Source organism: Stenotrophomonas sp. Br8 (assembly GCF_014763005.1).
GTDB classification, from domain to species: domain Bacteria; phylum Pseudomonadota; class Gammaproteobacteria; order Xanthomonadales; family Xanthomonadaceae; genus Stenotrophomonas; species Stenotrophomonas lactitubi.
On sequence record NZ_JACGTN010000015.1, the window covers coordinates 51,017 to 69,182 of the forward strand.

The window sequence follows — 18,166 nt, forward strand, 5'->3', positions numbered from 1 at the left end:
TCACGCTCCCGAAGTAGGGGAAGAACCCAGCGGCACGCGCCAGTCGCCGGCGGCGTCCTGTTGTGCAGCCCCGGGAATGAACGCCATCGCGGCGCCGTTCATGCAGTAGCGCAGTCCGGTCGGGCGCGGGCCGTCGTTGAACACGTGGCCGAGGTGGCCGCCACAACGACGGCAATGTGCTTCCACCCGCAACATGCCGAAGGTGGTGTCACGGTCCTCGCCGATGGCGTTGTGCAGCGGCGCCCAGAAGCTGGGCCAGCCGGTGTGGCTCTCGAACTTGGTGGACGACGAGAACAGCGGCAACGCGCAGCCGGCGCAGGCGAACGTACCCTGCCGGTGTTCCTTGTTCAGCGGGCTGCTCCAGGGGTGTTCGGTGGCCTGCTGGCGCAGCACGGCATACTGCGCCGGGCTCAGCAGCCGACGCCACTCGGCATCGCTGCGGGCCACCTCGAACTGTCGCGAAGGCCGTGCCTCGGCAGCGGCGGGGGCAGCGCGGCTGCACGCGCCCAGGCCCAGCAGGCCGGCGGCGGTGACAGCACCGCCCAGGCCCAGCAGATGGCGGCGGGTGAGGGACATGGTGGACTCCGGGAAGGGGCGACGGGGTCATGCTGCGCCCCCTCCGGTCAACGAATCCTCACGCAGGATTCAATTTTTCGTGAGGTATCCACGCCGCTCCCGCGCCACAATGCGGGCAGCCTCCCCACTGGCCCGAACCTGCCGATGTCCGCCAAACGTGTCCTGATCGTTGAAGACGATGCCCATATCGCCGACCTGCTGCGCATGCACCTCGGTGATGAGGGCTATGAAGTCGCGCACGCCGCCAGCGGCGATGCCGGCCTGCGCCTGATCGAACAGGAAGGCCCGTGGGATGCACTGGTGCTGGACGTGATGCTGCCGGGCGTGGATGGCCTGCAGGTCTGCCAGCGTGCACGCGCGATGGCGCGCTATGTGCCGATCATCATCATCAGTGCGCGCGGCAGCGAAACCCAGCGCATCGTCGGCCTGGAACTGGGTGCGGACGACTACCTGGCCAAGCCGTTCTCGATGCCGGAGCTGGTGGCACGCGTGCGTGCACTGCTGCGCCGCGCTGAAGCCATGGCACAGAACGCGCGCATCGATGCCGGGGCGATCGAACTCGGTGGGCTGCGCCTGGACCCGGTCGCGCGGACTGCCGCCGTCGATGGCAATGCACTGGAACTGACACCGCGTGAGTTCGAACTGCTGCTGTTCTTTGCCCGCCACCCGGACCAGGTGTTTGCGCGGATGGAACTGCTCAACCAGGTCTGGGGCTACCAGCACGATGGTTACGAGCACACGGTCAACACCCACATCAACCGCCTGCGCAGCAAGATCGAAACCGACCCGGGCAACCCACGGCGTCTGCTGACCGTATGGGGGCGCGGCTACAAGCTGGTCGACCCGGCCGGGGCGGCAGCATGATCAAGCCGAACCTGTGGCAGAAACTGGCGCTGGTGATGTCGGCGCTGATGCTGACGTGCTGCATGGCGCTGCTGGCCTGGCAGATGCGCACCAATACCCGCCATGAGCAGGAAGTGGTGCAGCGCCTGTCGCTGGGCTTGGCCGAGCACATCGCCCAGCGCAGTGAGCTGATGGACACCAGCGGCATGCGCGATGCGGCGGTGCGCGCCTTGTTCGGCCAGCTGATGGCGGTCAACCCCAGTGTCGAGGTGTACCTGCTGGACGACCAGGGCCGCATCCTCGGCCACGATGCGCCCAGCGGCCATCTGATGCGCAGCCAGGTGGACGTGGCACCGCTGCGGCGCCTGCTGTCCGGCGCGGCGCTGCCGATCCTCGGTGACGATCCGCGCAGCACGGATGGTCGCAAGGTGTTCAGTGTGGCGCCGCTGGTGGTGCAGGGGCGGCAGGCCGGCTACGTGTACGTGGTGCTGGTGGGCGAACACCGGCAGATGCTGGCCGATGACCTGGCCGCTGGCAGCCAATGGCACACCACCCTGTGGTCGGTGCTGTTGATAGGCGGGCTGGGCTTGCTTGCCGGCCTGGTGGCCTTCTACTGGGTGACCCGGCCGCTGCGCCAGGTCACCCGGCGCATACAGGCCTTCGACATCGACGCACCGACGCCGCTGCCCGCACCGGTACCGCTGCGCGCGGGCGAGCGCGATGAGCTGAAGATCCTCGAACATGCCCATGCACAGATGGCACAACGGCTGGGCGAACAGTGGCAGCAGCTGCGCCAGCAGGACCTGCAGCGCCGCGAACTGGTGGCCAACATCTCGCACGACCTGCGTACGCCGTTGTCCTCGCTGCACGGTTACCTGGAAACGCTTGCGCTGAAGGAAGCCACGCTGTCGCCGCAGGAGCGCCGTCGCTATCTCGGTATCGCACTGGCGCAGAGTGCCAAGGTCGGCCGTCTTGCCCGCGCACTGTTCGAACTGGCACGGCTGGAACACGGCGAAGTGCGGCTGGAGTGGGAGGTGTTCGCGCTGCCGGAACTGCTGCAGGACGTGCTGCAGAAATTCGAACTGGCCGCGCAGGCACGCGGGCAGCGCCTGCATGCTGAGTTCCCGCCGGGCCTGCCGCTGGTACGCGCCGATCTCGGTCTTGTGGAGCGCGTGCTGACCAACCTGCTCGACAACGCGCTGCGACATGCGCCGGACGGTGGCCGCGTGCAGGTGCAGCTGTCGGCGCTGCCCGACAGTGTGCAGGTGGCGGTACAGGACGATGGCCCCGGGGTGCCGCCAGCGCTGCGTGGGCAACTGTTCCAGGCGCCGGCGGCACTGGGGGCACGGCGTGGCGAAAACGGCGGGCTCGGCCTGCTGATCGTGCAGCGCATCGTGCAGTTGCATGGTCGTCGTATCGAGCTGCGCGAAAGCGAACAGGGCGCGCTGTTCGTGTTCGCCTTGCCACGCGCGGATGCGGAGACGAACTAGACGTCTTCTGCCGGTGGCGCGACACCGCTTTCCATCGGCAGCAGCAGCAGGATGCAGGCACCACCGAGCGCCGAATCGGCCACTTCCACGTGGCCGCGATGCTTGTCCGCCACCACCTGCACCAGCGCCAGCCCCAGCCCGAAACCCGGGCTGGCCTGGTCCAGCCGCACGTAGGGCTGCAATACCTGGCTGCGCAGTTCGACGGCGATGCCGGGGCCGTCGTCCTCCACCTGCAGGCACAGCCATCCCTCGTTGAGCGTGCTGACGATGCGGATCTGCCGGCGCGCATAGCGCAGCGCGTTGCCCAGCAGGTTGCGCAGCGCCAGTTCCAGCATGTGCCGGTTGACGTTGACCAGCCCTGCCGGTGACAGGTCCAGCTGCACCGGTATCGTCAATGGCGCGAACTGGTCGACCACCCCGCGTACCAGTGCGGCCAGTTGCAGGCGCTGACGGGTGAGCTGATGGCAGCGCCCGAGTGCCGCATATTCAACGCCGGCGTCGGTCAGGTGCTGCAGCCGGTCCACATCGATGCGCAGCCCGGACAGTGCATCGCGCTGGGCGTCATCCAGTCCGGTTTCTTCCAGGTCTGCAAGGCCGAAGCGCATCCGTGCCAGCGGCGTGCGTACTTCGTGCGCCACCGCCTGGGCCAGCACGCGCTGGCTTTCCAGCAGCAACTGCAGCTGTTCGGCCATGTGGTTGAACGCCTTGGCCAACGGCCGCACCAGCGCGGTACCGGCGCGCGGCGCACGGCTGTCGAGCTGGCCATCGCGCATCCGTCGCGCGGTCTGCGCCAGCTGCGAGACATCGCGCCACAGCCGGTAGACCATCACATACATCGGCAACGCCACCGCCACCATCAGGATCAGCAGGATGATGGCCACGCCGGAGGCTTCGCTGTCCTGCCAGCCTTCCTCGGGCAGGGCCTGGTCCAACGGTCCCAGGATCAGCGCACTGCTGCTGTTGCCGACGCGCTGCAGGCTGCGCATGCTGTCCAGCTCGATCTGCACGTGTCCGTTGAGCAAGCCCTTGCGCTGTTTCGCCGGCAGTATCGCGGCAGCCTCGGTCAGCGGCATCAGCTGCAGCGGATAGGCGAAATCGCTGTCCAGCTGTTGTGCCAGGGCTGGCCACTGCGCCGGCGGCGTTTCGGCGAAGCGATGTTGCAGCATCGCATGTGGGCCGCGCATTTCCGCCTGCAGGCTGGCCTCGGTGCGATCTTCCAGCAGGGCATCCCAGGCCCACAACCCGGCGACGATCAGCAGAAGGTGGACGACCAGGAAGCCGATGCCGTAGCGCAGGAAGTGGAAGGCGTGGCCACGCATGGCCGAAGATGGGTGCTTCATCCCCATGCCGATCGGCTGAACAGGTAACCACGGCCGCGCACGGTCTTGATCCGCTCGGGCTGTTCCGGGTTGTCGCCCAGCTTGCGCCGCAGGCGCGAGATGCGCGCATCGATCGAGCGGTCCAGGCCATCGAAGGCGATGCCGCGCAGGCCGCGCAGCAGCGCATCGCGGTCGAGGATCTGGCCCGCGTTGCCGGCCAGCAGGAACAGCAGGTCGAATTCGGCGGTGGTCAGTTCCAGCAGGCGGCCCTGCAGGTGCACGTTGCGGGTGGACGGATCGATGCTCAGTTCACCGAAACGCAGCGCTTCATCGCGTGGCTCGACCCGACGGTGGCGGCGCAGATGGGCGCGCAGCCGGGCCAGCAGCACCCGCGGTTCGATCGGCTTGCCGATGTAGTCGTCGGCGCCCAGTTCCAGCCCCAGCACCTGGTCGATGTTGTCGGTACGGGCGCTCAGCACGCAGATGATCCCGTCATAGTGGGGCCGGATCTGCCGACACACTTCGAAACCATCCTGGCCCGGCAGGCCGATGTCGAGCAGGACCAGCGCCGGCTTTTCGCTGAGGATCCGGGCGATCGCGCGCTGGCCGCAGCGCTCATGGGCGACCTGGTAACCGTGGCGCTGCAGGTAGTCGCTGACCATCGTGCCCAGCCGAGCGTCGTCTTCAACCAGTACGATATCCAGCATTTACAAGGCCTCCGGGGCGCTTCCGTACCGCCGTGGCACGAGCGCGGCGATGCTATCCCAGCTGTCGGGCCGCCCGGGTCCTGGGGGCGGGCGCCATTCAGCCGGGGTTGCTGGCGCACGGGCCGGGCCTCAGGCCGGGCAATGACTTGGCTGCAGGGTAGCAATCCGGTTGTTACAAAACGTTACGCAAGGCGCGCCTGCGGTGACGGTCGCTGACAGCGCTACGACTGACGTGGCGCGCGGCGGGGCGGAGCATGGCAGCTCTCCCCATCCGCGTGCCGCCCTCATGCCGTCCGCCTCCTGTCCCGTGCTTTCCCTTGATTGCCATTGCCATGGAGGCCAGCGATGAGCGGCGTGGTCGGGGCCTGGCTGCCGCCTGCCGACGACGAGCAGCTGCTGCAGCAGTTGGCGCCGATGCTGCGGGCGCTGCAGCAGCGCGGCCGCGGTCGCATCGGTTACTGGACCGATGCCGACGCAGGACTGGCCCTTGGTCATTGCCGCGCGCCGACTGACATGCCGTTGCAGCCGCTCAGTTCCAGCTGTGGGCGTTACGTGCTGTGCCTGGATGGCCGCATCTACAACAGGGCGGCGCTGCAGTCGCAGCTGCGCGATCTGCCGCGCAGCTGCACCGATGCACGCCTGCTGCTGCAGGCCATCGTCGAGTGGGGCGTGCAGCGTGCGCTGTCGCGCATCGAAGGCGCGTTTGCGTTCAGCGTCTGGGACCGCCATGCGCATGAACTCTGGCTGGCGCGCGACCCGGTCGGCGAACGGCCGTTGTATTACGGGTGGTATCAGGGCCAGTTCCTGTTCGCTTCGGAGTTGAAGGCGCTGCAGGCCTTCGCCGGGTTCGCTCCCAGCATCGACCAGGATGCATTGAGCCTGCTGCTGCGCCATGACTATGTGCCTGCGCCGCATACCATCTATCGCGGCATCCACAAGCTGGTGGCCGGAGCGATGCTGCGCGTGGACCTCAACGACCATGCCGCCGGCGGATCAACGCAGGCGACACAGGGAGGCCATCGCTACTGGTGCGCGCGCGATGCGATGCAATCAGCGCTGCAGGAGCCGTTGCAGCCGGCGCCCAGCCTGGAGCAGGCCACCGACCAGCTGGAGGTGGTGCTGCAGCAGGCGATCGCCGCGCGCATGCATTCACCGGTGGCCTGCGGTGCGTTCCTGTCCGGCGGTACCGATTCGTCGCTGGTGGTGGCGATGATGCAGGCGCAATCGGCGTTGCCGGTCGAAGCATGGACGGTGGGTTTCGATGACCCTGGTCACGACGAGAGCGACTGGGCCTCGCAGGTCGCCCGCCATCTGGGCGTGCATCACCACCTGCACAGGATGGACAGCCGGCAGGGCCTGGATCTGCTGCAGCGCTTGCCGCAGGTCTGGTGCGAACCGTTCGCCGATGCCTCGCAGCTGCCCACCTTGCTGGCCAGCGAGCTGCTCGGCGCGCGCAAGCCGGTGGCGTTGACCGGCGACGGCGGCGATGAACTGTTCTTCGGCCACCCAAGCTACGGCCGCGCGTTGCGCAATGCGCGCCTGTGCGGTGGCCTGCCGGACTGGGTGCGTGATCTCGCGCGGCGTGGCAGCAGCCGCTTGAACGTGGAGCGGGGGCGGCTTGGCGGTTGGCGGGCACTGGTGGCCGAAGTGGCGGCCAACGATGTGGAGGGGCATTACCTGCAGCGCGTCACCCGCTGGCGGCAGCCGACCCAGGTGGTGTTGGGCGCACGCGAGCCGGCGACGATCTTCCAGCAGCAGGACACCGCACTGCCGGCAGAAGCACGCATCCAGCTGCTGGATTTCCGCATGGATCTGGCCGAAGGCATCCTTGCCAAGGTCGACCGTGCAGGCATGGCGGCCGGCGTGGAAACGCGCTCGCCGCTGCTGGACATGGAGGTGGTGCGCCTGGCCTGGCGCCTGCCGCAGCACCTGAAATACCACGACGGTGAGCACAAGCGGATCCTCAAGCATCTGCTGTCGCGCTATCTGCCCGCACCGCTGGTCTATCGTCCCAAGCGCGGTTTCGGCCCGCCGATGGCGCGCTGGCTGGCCGGCCCACTGCGCGACTGGGCGGAAGCACTGCTCGATCCGCAACTGCTGCGCAATCAGGGCTGCTTCGATGCGGTGCGCGTGCGCGCGATCTGGGAGGCGTTCCTGCGCGGCGAGCGCAAATGGCATACGCACCTGTGGAACGTGTTGATGTTCCAGGCGTGGTACCAGCACTGGCACGGCAACCGCGGGCGCTGAGTATTCCTTGCGCGACGAACTCATTCTGCGCGGCGCAGGGCGGAGGCCCTTGCGNNCACGCAAGGGCCTCCGCCCTGCATGGGGAGATCTTCGGTGGCCTCGGGAAAAGCAGCGATCTGCGCGCCTGGGCCCCGCAAGCCGAGCGTCGTCGTGGCCGGTAAGGGTTTGGACAAAGTAAAGGAGGAGGGGGCGGCCGCAGGCCGGCGCCGGGGGACATTTGTCCAAACCCTTACCGGACACGGCGAGGCCCATCCGGTCGCGGCTGATCCAGGCGAAGAAGCCTGCCTGGCGGAGGCGAAAAAAAAGACCCGGCAGAGGGAGGGATCTGCCGGGTCCGGATTGCATGGGGGGAGGGACCCATGCAATGAGCGTGGGCGTCGCGCCAGTGGCTGTTGCCAGTCGCATCCGCCGTGCATTTGTATTGATGCAATGCAGCATACGCCGATCATGCGGCATTGCAACAAAAAATATGAAGGCGCCGTTTCCGGCGCCTGGATTCCTTTCAGATCAGTGGGTTGATCAGGCGGCAGGACCGCGGTAGCGGCAGCCCGAGGTGCAGGTTTCGTGCACCGTGATCTCGCTCAGTGCCGGCAGGATGGGCTTGAGCTCGTTCCAGATCCACACCGCCAGATTCTCGCTGGTCGGGTTCTCCAGACCGGGGATGTCATTGAGGTAGTGGTGGTCCAGGCGGTCGTAGATCGGCTGGAAAGCCGCCTTCACATCGCCGAAATCCATGATCCAGCCGGTCTGCGCACCCGGCTCGCCCTCCACCTTCAGTTCCACCCGGAAGGAGTGGCCGTGCAGGCGCGCGCATTTGTGCCCCGGCGGCACGTTGGGGAGGCGGTGCGCCGCCTCGAGCATGAAGACTTTGAAGATTTCCATGTCGCGATTGTACGCCGCAGGCGCCCGATCAGCCCGGTCCAGCGTTGTCCTTTCGTGAAGAAATTCTTTCCATCCGGATGAAGAGATGATAGTTTCTCTTATATCCGTATGAAGAGATGTTATTGGCCGTAGCCCGGCCAGGCATGGATTACTGCGGAACTTACCTCGTCCTTCCACTACCTCCCCCACATCGTCATGCCCCAGCACACCCTGCTCGTGGCGGCCCTGGCCGTCGCTCTGGCCGCGCCTTTGTCTGCCGCCGCCGAAACCACCGCCGACGCCAGCGGCGAAGCCAGTACCCTGGCTGCCGTGCGCGTCACCGGTTCCAACATCAAGCGCGCCGATACCGAAGCCTCCAACCCCGTGCAGGTGATCGGCCGCCAGCAGCTGGAACAGACCGGCAAGGCCACCGTGGCCGATGTGCTGCGCTCGATCTCGGCCAACACCGGCAACGCCAGCAACGAGACCACCAACAACGGTTGGGCATCGGGCTCGGCCGGCATCGGTCTGCGCGGCCTCTCGCAGAAGAACACGCTGGTGCTGCTCAACGGCCGTCGCCTGGCCAACTACGGCTTCCCGGCCGGCGGCCTGTCGGACACCTTCGTCGATCTCAACGCGCTGCCGCTGGTGGCCGTCGAACGCATCGAAGTGCTCAAGGACGGTGCATCCGCGGTGTACGGCAGCGATGCAGTGGCCGGCGTGGTCAACATCATCACCCGGCAGAACTTCGAAGGCGCCGAGATCGGCGGCAGCTTCGGTGGCGCCGACCAGGGCGGCCTGCACGAGCAGAACCTGAAGTTCGTCGGCGGTCTGGGCGACATCGACAAGGATGGCTACAACATCCTCTTCAGCCTGCAGGCCTACAACCGCGAGCGACTGGACCAGGACGAGCGCAACCTGACCAAGAGCGGCATCTACAGCGACCAGCCCGGCGGTCGCTGGAACGGCTGGTCGGCCAAGGGCGCACGCTATCTGGTCAATGGCACCTCCGTGCCGATGCTCGATGCCAACGGCAACTGCCCCACCGGCACCACCCGCGTGGCCAGCGCGCCGATCGACGGTCTGGCCGGTGATACCTGCGGCTTCAACCAGGCCCCGTTCACCACCCTGATTCCCTCGACCAAGCGCTACCAGGCCTACGCCAACGGCACCTTCCGCCTTGGCGACAACGTCGAAGCGTTCGGCGAAGTGCTGTACAGCCAGATCAAGAGCGCTGCGTGGTTCGGCAGCAGCCCGTTCTTCACCCTGGAAAGCGGTCGCTTCGCACTGAACGCGCAGACCGGCCTGGCCGAGCCGGTGTCGTCCAACCTGCCGGCCAGCAATCCGTACAACCCGTACGGCCGCGCGATTCCGATCGAATACACCTTCTTCGACCTCGGCGGCACCATCAAGACCAACCGCTCCACCGCCTATCGCGGTGTGTTCGGGCTGCGTGGCAACACCGAGAAGTGGGACTGGGAAGTGGCCGCATTCGGCGCGCGCAGCAGCGAGCGCGAAACTGTCTCCGGCGGCTTCGCCAACCGCTGGGCGCTGGCCAACGCACTGGCGACCGGCAGCTACAACCTGCTGAATCCGGCGGCGACGCCGCAGTCGGTGCGCGATTCGATCAACATCGCCACCCTGCGTCCGGCCGAGTCGGTGCTGCAGGGCATCGATGCGAAGATCTCCGGCAGCCTCGGCCACACCTGGGCCGGCGACATCGGCTTCGCCGCCGGTGCCGAATGGCGCCGAGAGAAGCTCGATTCGAACAACCCGTGGCAGATCGACGCCGGCCTGCAGGTGCGCCCGGCGATTGCCGAAGTGCACGGCGAGCGCAAGGTCAGCGCCGCCTATGCCGAGGTCAACGTGCCGCTGGCATCGACCCTGGAGCTGTCCGCCGCCGCCCGCGCCGATCATTACGATGATTTCGGCGACGCGTTCTCGCCCAAGCTCGGCCTGCGCTGGCAGCCGCTGGATTTCCTGCTGGTGCGTGCGTCCGCGTCGAAGGGCTTCCGTGCGCCGTCGTTGTCGGAGAACTCCAACAGCACCAGCATCGCCTACGGCAGCGTGGTCGACCCACGTGATCCGGACGTGCCGGGCTCGCGGCAGAACCCGACCTTCTTCACCGTCGGCAACAACGACCTGAAGCCGGAGCGTACCAAGAGCGTGAACTTCGGCGTGGTGCTGTCGCCGTGGGCGAACACCAACCTGAGCATCGACTACTACCGCATCCAGCTGGACAACCTGGTGGGTACCAACAACACCCAGACCCTGGTCAACGACAACGTCGCCGGTGCCGTGCAGCGCGATGAGCGTGGCAAGCTGCAGGCGGTCTACAACCGCTACCAGAACCTGAGCGAGCTGAAGACTTCGGGCATCGACGTCGAGCTGCGCCAGCGCATCCCGACCACCGCCTTCGGTGACTTCACCGTGACCTCGGCCTACACCCACGTGCGCGACTACCGGCGCCCGACCGTGGTCGGTGGCCCGTTGGTGGACTATGCCGGCAGCAACCTCGGCGCCACCCTGCCGAAGAACAAGGCCACCACCACCCTCGACTGGAAGTACAGCGACTACACCGCTGCGGTGACCTGGTACTACACCAGTGGCTACGACCAGAAGGCCAGCACCGCCGCCGCCGCGGTGCAGAGCCGCGTCGATGCCTACAACCAGTTCGATCTGTACCTGGGCTACACCGGCATCGAGAACCTGACCGTGTATGCCAAGGTGCAGAACCTGGGTGACAAGACGCCGCCGTACGACGCTTCGTTCCCGGGCATCCGTGCGCCGTACGACTTCAGCCAGTACGACCTGCGTGGCCGCTACTTCACGCTGGGCTTCGATTACCGCTTCTGATCCACCCGCCGCGGCCGGCCACCCCGTGTGGCCGGCCGTGTTGCCATGTTTCTGGGGAGTCACCGTGTCCTTCCACCGCCGTGCTGTTTTCCCGCTGTTGCTTGCCGTCGCCACCGCCGTATCGCTGCCGTCTGCGGTGCATGCGCAGAGCGCCTATTTCTTCCCGAAGACCACCGATGCAGCGGCATTCGATACCGCCATTCCCACGCCGGAGCAGTTCCTCGGCTATCCGATCGGCAGCCGTTACACCCGCCACGACCAGCTGGTGGCTTACTTCCAGGAGCTGGCCAAGCACTCGGACAGGATCAGCGTGCGCGAGATCGGTCGCAGCTATGAGGGCCGCCCGCTGCTGATTGCCACGGTCACCGCTGCCGGCAACCACGCGCGGCTGGAACAGATCCGTCAGCAGCACGCGACCCTGGTCGATCCGGCACAGCCGCGCAGCGCTGCCGGTGACAGTCCGGTGGTGGTGTGGCTGGGCTACAGCGTGCACGGCAACGAGACCTCCAGCGGCGAAGCGGCGATGCTGACCGCGTACTACCTGGTGGCCAACCGCAGCGCGGAAACGCAGCAGTGGCTGCAGCAGGCGGTGGTGCTGTTCGATCCGGCGCAGAATCCCGATGGCCGCGACCGCGCCGCCAACTGGCACAACGCCTGGGCGTCAGATCCGGCCTCGGCCGATCCGGCCGACAAGGAGCACGTAGAACCGTTCCCGCAGGGCCGCACCAACCACTACTTCACCGATCTCAACCGCGATTGGCTGGCGCTGACCCAGCAGGATTCGCGGCCCAAGGTGGCGCAGTTCCACCAGTGGTACCCGAACGTGCAGATCGACTTCCACGAGATGGGCAAGGACAGCACGTACTACTTCGAGCCATCGCCGAAGAGCATGCATAGTCCGTTGATCCCGGCGGCATCGTACGAGTTCAACAAGACCCTGGCCAAGTACCACGCCCAGGCGCTCGATGCGCTGGGTTCGCTGTACTACACCGGTGAGAACTTCGACAATTTCTCGCCCGTGTACGGCTCGACCTATCCGGACTTCCACGGCGCGGTCGGTGTCACCGTCGAACAGGCCAGCTCGCGTGGTCGCGTGCAGGAATCGGTGAATGGCCTGCTGACGTTCCCGTTCACCATCCGCAACCAGGTTGCCACCGGCCTGGGCACGGTGCGCGGTGCGGTGACCGAGCGCAGCGCCCTGTTCGATCTGCAGAAGCAGTTCTTCCAGAGCGCGCTGAAGCAGGCCGCGCAGCAGCCGGTGAAGAGCTTCGTGTTCGGCGACGCGCATGATCCGGCATTGACCCGACGCCTGCTGGAACTGCTGTTGCTGCACAGGATTGAAGTGCATGCGCTGGATCGCGCCGTCACCGTGGATGGCCAGCGTTTCGAAGCGGGCAGCGCCTACGTGGTGCCGGTGCAGCAGGCGCAGTTCCGGCTGGTCCATTCGATCTTCGCCGAGACCCCGCCGATCAAGGGCGACGTGTTCTACGGCAGTACCAGCTATGCGATCGCCCCGGCCTACGGCGTGGCCTCTGCCGGCAGCCGCACCCGCATCGACGGCGGCGCCCGCGTGCTCGAGGTTCCCGAAGTACAGGGCGGGGTGATTGGTGGTGAAGCGGGCTTCGCCTACGTGATCGACTGGCGCGACTACAACGCGGGCCGCGCACTGGCCGGTCTGCAGGCCAAGGGCTTGTCCACGCGTGCCACCTTCCAGCCGTTCACCGCCAGCACCGCACAGGGTGACGTGGCCTTTGCCGGTGGCAGCATCGTGGTACCGGTGGCCGGGCAGCCACTGCAGGGCGCGGCGCTGCAGGAAGCGGTCGCCGCCGCAGCGCGGGCAGCCGGCGTGCAGGTGCATGCGCTGTCCAGTGGCCGCAGCCGCGATGGCATCGACCTTGGCAGTGACGGCGTCAAGGCACTACGCAAGCCAGCAGTGGCGCTGGTGATGGGCGAGGGCGTGGCCGCCACCGAAATCGGTTCGGCCTGGTTCCTGCTCGACCAGCAGCTGCGCCTGCCGGCCAGCAAGCTGGACCCCCAGCAGCTGGGCAAGGTATCGCTGGACCGCTACACCACGATCGTGCTCTCCGGCGGCACCTACACGGGGATCGACGCAACCGCGGTAGCGGCATTGAAGCGCTGGATCCAGGCCGGTGGGTCACTGGTGACCTATGGCAGCGCTTCAAAGTGGGCGATCGAACAGAAGCTCGCCGAGGGCGAGAAGCTGGGCAAGGAAGAGGACGCGGGAGACACCGCGCGCCGCGCCTTCGGCGACCAGCGCGATATCGCCGCCATCGAGCGTGTCAGCGGCAACATCCTCAGTGCCGACGTCGACCCCAGTCATCCTTTGGCATTCGGCGTGCCGCGCCGGCAACTGGCGATCAACAAGGAGAACACGGTCATCCTGCAGCCGAGCGCGAACGGGTTTTCCACGGTGGTACGGATCGACGACACGCCACGGGTGAACGGGTATCTGTCCGAGCGCAACCGCAGTCGCGTGGCTGGCAGCGCGTGGCTGCTGGTGTCGGCGCAGGGGCAGGGCAACGTGATCCTGTTTGCGGATGATCCGGCGCATCGCAAGTACTGGCATGGCACGGACCGGTTGCTGATCAATGCGATCTTCTTTGGGAATCTGGTGAATCCGAGTAAAGCGCGGGGTTGAGGCATTACGCGCCGAACTGACGCTGGGATTGGGAGGACGGATGGGCCGCGCAGGACACGCCGCAAGTACGTCCCTGTAGGCTCGTAGGCGCCATCCATGGCGCCTGCGGTCCTGCGCGGCCCATCCGTCCTCCCCAGACAGTTTCCTGCGGGCGCGGATGCAGCAAACCCAAGGCGGGAGCAAGGGCAAAATCAAAAGCAAAAGCTGGAATTCCGGCTTTTGTCTTTGAATTTGAATTTGAATTTGAATTTGATCCTTCTTCTCCCGGCTACCCGGCGGGACAAGAAGGCGCTGGAAATGTCTGAAGCGATGGGGAGCGAGGTCGGCGCAAAACCGCAGGCGCCATGGATGGCGCCTACGAGCCCCCATGGATGGGTTTACGGCGTGTTTTGCGCCGACCTCGCTCCCCAGCGCCCACACGAAACCCACCGCCAGCTCTCAAACCACCCGGCAGCCAGCAACAAAAAAGGGACGACGCGTTAGCGTCGTCCCCCGATAAGCAGCCCCCGCGCAGCGGGCGACGCCATCCCTGTCAGCTGGGATCAGCTGGCGCGACCGCCGCCGCCACCCTGGCCGCGGCCACGGCCGCCACCCGTATTGGCACCGCCGCCGCGACGCTGGCCCTGACCGGCACCTGCGCCCGCGCGCTGCTGGCCGTTGCCAGCGCCCTCGCGGCGTCCACCGCCGGCCTTCTTCGGGCCTGCATGTGCATGACGCGGCGCATCGCCGTGCGGACGGCGGGCGTGGGTCTTGCGCGGCACGCGCTCGCCGGTATCGGCCTCGGCCTTGCCCGGTGCACTGTTGCCCCAGCGGATCGGCGTCTGCAGCTCGAAGCCCGGCACATCGCGGATGTCCATGTCGCGGCCCAGCAGGCGCACGATCGCGCGCAGCAGCTTCACTTCATCCTGCGCAACCAGCGAAATCGCTTCACCGGTAGCACCGTTGCGGCCGGTACGGCCAATGCGGTGCACGTAGTCTTCGGCCACCATCGGCAGATCGAAGTTGATCACCTTCGGCAGCTCGTTGATGTCGATACCGCGCGCGGCGATGTCGGTGGCCACCAGCACGGTGACACGGCCGGCCTTGAAGTCGCCGAGCGCGCGCAGGCGCTGGCCCTGGCTCTTGTTGCCGTGGATCGCCGCGGTCTTGATGCCGGACTTTTCCAGGAACGCGGCCAGCTTGTCGCTGCCGTGCTTGGTGCGGGCAAACACCAGGGTCTGCTCGCGGCTGTCCTGTGCCAACAGGTGCAGCAGCAGGTCGCGCTTGCGGCTGGCATCGACCGGATGCACCTTGTGGGTGATGGTCTCGGCCACGGTGTTCTTCGGCGTCACCTGGATCTGTTCCGGGTTGCGCATGAACTCCAGCGCCAACTGGCGGATGTTGTCCTCGAAAGTGGCCGAGAACAGCAGGGTCTGGCGGTTCTGCTTGGGCAGCTTGGCCAGGATGCGCTTGATCGAGGGCAGGAAGCCCATGTCCAGCATGCGGTCGGCTTCGTCCAGCACCAGCAGTTCAATGCCGGACAGGTCGATGCTGCGACGCTCCAGGTGGTCGATCAGGCGGCCCGGGCAGGCCACCAGCAGGTCCACGCCGCGACGCAGGATGTCGAGCTGGTTGCCCATGCCGACGCCGCCGTAGATGCAGGCGCTGGGGATGCGCAGGTACTTGCTGTAACCGCGCAGGCTGTCATGCACCTGGGTGGCCAGTTCGCGGGTCGGTGCCAGGATCAGCGCGCGCGGCTTGCGCGGGCCGGTACGCACTTCCTGCGAAGCGGTGCCCAGGTGCTGCAGCAGCGGCAGGCCGAACGCGGCGGTCTTGCCGGTGCCGGTCTGTGCGCCGGCCAGCAGATCGCGACCTGCCAGCACCAGCGGGATCGCCTGCTGCTGGATCGGGGTCGGGGTTTCGTAACCCTGCTCGGCGAGCGCACGCAGCAGGAAGGGCGCAAGGCCCAGGGATTCAAAAGACATCGAGATTGCTCCAAGTACAGTTAACGCCTGTCCGAACGGACAGACGGGGGCAGATCAAACTGATCGGCTGACTCGGAGCGTTCCCGTGAACCGCGCTGCGAGAATTGGGTGCAGCCAACGCGAAGCGCAGGCTGGAATGCGTGACGAACGGCGTCGGAGTGGGGGCGGGCGATGGGGCGGACCCCTGTCGCCGGCGATCCCGGAGGGAAACGGACGGCCGCTGCAGACCCGCATAGTCTAGCGGAAGGATGAGACCTCACGCAAAACAGGCTGTTCAGGTTGGGGTTTCCGGCAGGGCTGCGCCCTGCACCTGCCGAGGCCAAGGCAATGACAACGGCAACGGCAACGGCAACGGCAACGGCAAAAGCCGGGTTCCTGTGGGATGGCGGGGTGGGTCCGGTTGCGGGGGACGCCGCAAGTACGTCCCTGTAGGCTTGGCCGCGGCATCCATGCCGCGGACNNCCCACCCCGCCTTCGACAGATCTCCGCAATCTGTCGGAATGGCATGGCCTGCGCTTGGTGGGTGTCGACCTTGGTCGACACGGTAGATCCACGCCATGCGTGGATGTTCTACGTTCACTTGTCGAAATATTTGATTTCGATGGAGATTCATCCACGCATGGCGTGGATCTAATGGCCACCGGGAAACTGTCGAAGGCGGGGCGGTGTCGGATTGCGGGGTGTCCGCGGCATGGATGCCGCGGACAAGCCCCCATGGATGGGTTCACGGCGTGTCCTGCAGGCCCACACCGCCCCGCCCAACCCACAGAAAACCCAGAGCCGGCTGTGGCCGTTGCTCCGGCTGTGGCTTGGAAGGCCTCTGCAGGTGCAGGGCGCAGCCCTGCCTGAAACCCCCCACTACGGTAGGGTGAGGCGATGCCGCGCTGCAGCTTGGCTGCACCGGATATTTGATTACACTTGAAACTTGTTTGCCCACGACTCCGGACACCCACCATGAAGCTTGGTTCCTTGAAGGAAGGCGGCCGCGACGGCACCCTCATCGTCGTCTCGCGTGACCTGCGCCACGGCGTGCGCGCCACCGGCATCGCCGCCACCCTGCAGTTGGCCCTGGAGGACTGGAGCCATCTGGCTCCGCGCCTGAACGCGCTGTATGACTCGCTCAATGCCGGTGACGCCGATGGCGTGTTCGACCTGGACCCGCAGGCCCTGGCCGCGCCGATGCCGCGTGCCTATGAATTCGTCGATGGCAGCGCCTACCTGCCGCACGTCGAGCGCGTCCGTCGCGCCCGCGGCGCCGAGGTGCCGGAGAGCTTCTACAGCGATCCGCTGATGTACCAGGCCACCAGTGCCGGTTTCTACGGGCCGCGCGATGCGGTCAAGGTGGTCAGCGAGGACTACGGCATCGATCTGGAAGCGGAAATCGTGGTCATCACCGACGACGTGCCGATGGCGGCCACGCCGGAGCAGGCCGCCGGCCACATCCAACTGGTCGGTCTGGTCAACGACGTCTCGCTGCGCAACCTGATTCCGGGCGAGCTGGCCAAGGGCTTCGGCTTCCTGCAGTCCAAGCCGCGCTCGGCGTTGTCGCCGGTGTTCGTCACCCCCGATGAGCTGGGCGCTGCCTGGCAGGACAGCAAGGTGCACCTGCCGCTGCTGACCCACATCAACGATAAGTGGTTCGGCGCGCCGGAAGCCGGTGTCGACATGCAGTTCAACTTCGCCCAGCTGGTCGCACACGCAGCGAAGACGCGTCCGCTCAGTGCCGGCACCATCGTCGGCTCGGGCACCATCGCCAACGAAGACACCAGCAAGGGCGCTTCCTGCTTCGCCGAGCAGCGCGTGGTGGAGACCCTGCGCGACGGCAAGCCGAGCACGCCGTTCATGTCCTTCGGCGACGTGGTCCGCATCGAAATGCTCGATGCCGCCGGCAACAGCATCTTCGGTGCGATCGAGCAGCGCATCGAACAGGCGGCCAAGCCCTGAGCATGGAGGCGGCGATGGAGATTCCGGTCGACGACGGCATCGTGCTGTACACCTACTGGCGATCCAGCGCCGCCTACCGCGTGCGCATCGGCCTGGCATTGAAAGGCCTGGCCTTCGAAGCACGACCGGTGCACCTGGTGCGCGAGGGCGGTGAGCAGCACCATGACGCCTACCGCGGGCTCAATCCGCAGCAGTTGGTGCCGACGCTGCTGCATGACGGGCACGTGCTGACCCAGTCGCTGGCGATCCTGGAGTATCTGGAAGAGCGCTTCCCGCAGGTGCCGCTGCTGCCGGCCGATGCCGCTGGCCGTGCACGGGTGCGGGCGCTGGCGCAACTGGTGGCCTGTGACATCCACCCGATCAACAACCTGCGGGTGATGCAGTACCTCGAGCGCGACCTGCAGTTGCCGGCCGATGCACGCACGCAATGGACGCTGCACTGGATGGCCGAAGGCTTCGCGGCGATGGAGGCGATGCTGGCAGCCAGTGGGGAGACAGGCACGTTCTGCCACGGTGACCGCCCGGGCCTGGCTGACATCTGCCTGCTGCCGCAGCTGTACAACGCGCACCGCTTCGGTCTGGATCTGGCGCCGTACCCGATCCTCCGCCGGATCGAGACCGCCTGCCAGCAGCTGGACGCATTCACCGGTGCACGCCCGGAAAACCAGATCGACGCCGCCTGACGTGCCGCTGTGCTCGC

Annotated in this window: 13 protein-coding genes; 8 read left to right on the forward strand and 5 right to left on the reverse strand. The window is 66.7% G+C overall.

Annotated features, from left to right (window positions below; genetic code table 11):
* The gene (gene msrB, locus H3005_RS13115) at positions 1–576 is read right to left on the reverse strand and encodes a peptide-methionine (R)-S-oxide reductase MsrB (RefSeq protein ID WP_100554647.1); all 576 of its coding nucleotides are present in this window, start codon (positions 574–576) and stop codon (positions 1–3) included.
* 144 nt (positions 577–720) lie between these two features.
* On the opposite strand from msrB, the gene H3005_RS13120 reads away from it, so the two are divergent.
* Both H3005_RS13120 and H3005_RS13125 read left to right on the forward strand, forming a co-directional pair.
* Entirely contained in the window at positions 721–1,440 is a 720-nt protein-coding gene (locus H3005_RS13120) for a response regulator transcription factor (RefSeq protein WP_025878436.1), read from the forward strand.
* Positions 1,437–2,909 (forward strand): HAMP domain-containing sensor histidine kinase, encoded by a 1,473-nt coding sequence (locus H3005_RS13125; RefSeq protein WP_191078361.1) that lies wholly within the window; start codon positions 1,437–1,439, stop codon positions 2,907–2,909. Before H3005_RS13120 ends, H3005_RS13125 begins: the two co-directional genes overlap by 4 nt.
* On the opposite strand, the gene H3005_RS13130 is transcribed toward H3005_RS13125, so the two are convergent.
* Positions 2,906–4,249, reverse strand: coding sequence for an ATP-binding protein (locus tag H3005_RS13130; RefSeq protein WP_191078362.1), 1,344 nt, complete (start codon positions 4,247–4,249; stop codon positions 2,906–2,908). The genes H3005_RS13125 and H3005_RS13130 overlap by 4 nt on opposite strands.
* A complete protein-coding gene (locus H3005_RS13135) occupies positions 4,246–4,935 on the reverse strand; it encodes a winged helix-turn-helix domain-containing protein (RefSeq protein WP_099821602.1) in 690 nt (229 codons plus the stop codon). Before H3005_RS13135 ends, H3005_RS13130 begins: the two co-directional genes overlap by 4 nt.
* Before the next feature lie 345 nt (positions 4,936–5,280).
* Between H3005_RS13135 and asnB the strand changes: the two genes are divergently transcribed.
* Positions 5,281–7,182, forward strand: a complete 1,902-nt coding sequence (asnB, locus tag H3005_RS13140) for an asparagine synthase (glutamine-hydrolyzing) (RefSeq protein ID WP_100554651.1) — start codon at positions 5,281–5,283, stop codon at positions 7,180–7,182.
* A gap of 519 nt (positions 7,183–7,701) precedes the next feature.
* Here the strand turns inward: asnB and queD are convergent.
* The gene (queD, locus tag H3005_RS13145) at positions 7,702–8,064 is read right to left on the reverse strand and encodes a 6-carboxytetrahydropterin synthase QueD (protein ID WP_108265045.1); all 363 of its coding nucleotides are present in this window, start codon (positions 8,062–8,064) and stop codon (positions 7,702–7,704) included.
* A gap of 195 nt (positions 8,065–8,259) precedes the next feature.
* Between queD and H3005_RS13150 the strand changes: the two genes are divergently transcribed.
* The 3 genes from H3005_RS13150 to H3005_RS13160 all read left to right on the forward strand — a co-directional run bounded on the left by H3005_RS13150 (position 8,260) and on the right by H3005_RS13160 (position 14,041).
* Entirely contained in the window at positions 8,260–10,899 is a 2,640-nt protein-coding gene (locus H3005_RS13150) for a TonB-dependent receptor (RefSeq protein ID WP_191078363.1), read from the forward strand.
* 64 nt (positions 10,900–10,963) lie between these two features.
* Positions 10,964–13,558, forward strand: coding sequence for a M14 family zinc carboxypeptidase (locus tag H3005_RS13155; protein ID WP_191078364.1), 2,595 nt, complete (start codon positions 10,964–10,966; stop codon positions 13,556–13,558).
* A 96-nt stretch (positions 13,559–13,654) separates the two neighbouring features.
* Positions 13,655–14,041, forward strand: a complete 387-nt coding sequence (locus tag H3005_RS13160; RefSeq protein ID WP_191078365.1) for a hypothetical protein — start codon at positions 13,655–13,657, stop codon at positions 14,039–14,041.
* Positions 14,042–14,100: 59 nt separating this feature from the next.
* On the opposite strand, the gene H3005_RS13165 is transcribed toward H3005_RS13160, so the two are convergent.
* The gene (locus H3005_RS13165; RefSeq protein WP_089238573.1) at positions 14,101–15,522 is read right to left on the reverse strand and encodes a DEAD/DEAH box helicase; all 1,422 of its coding nucleotides are present in this window, start codon (positions 15,520–15,522) and stop codon (positions 14,101–14,103) included.
* 954 nt (positions 15,523–16,476) lie between these two features.
* Here H3005_RS13165 and H3005_RS13170 point away from each other — a divergent pair.
* Both H3005_RS13170 and maiA read left to right on the forward strand, forming a co-directional pair.
* On the forward strand, positions 16,477–17,466 hold the full coding sequence (locus H3005_RS13170; RefSeq protein ID WP_191078366.1) for a fumarylacetoacetate hydrolase family protein: 990 nt from the start codon (positions 16,477–16,479) through the stop codon (positions 17,464–17,466).
* A gap of 14 nt (positions 17,467–17,480) precedes the next feature.
* Positions 17,481–18,149: a maleylacetoacetate isomerase gene (gene maiA / locus H3005_RS13175; RefSeq protein ID WP_100554658.1), complete on the forward strand. Its 669-nt coding sequence runs from the start codon at positions 17,481–17,483 to the stop codon at positions 18,147–18,149.
* Positions 18,150–18,166: the final 17 nt, after the last annotated feature.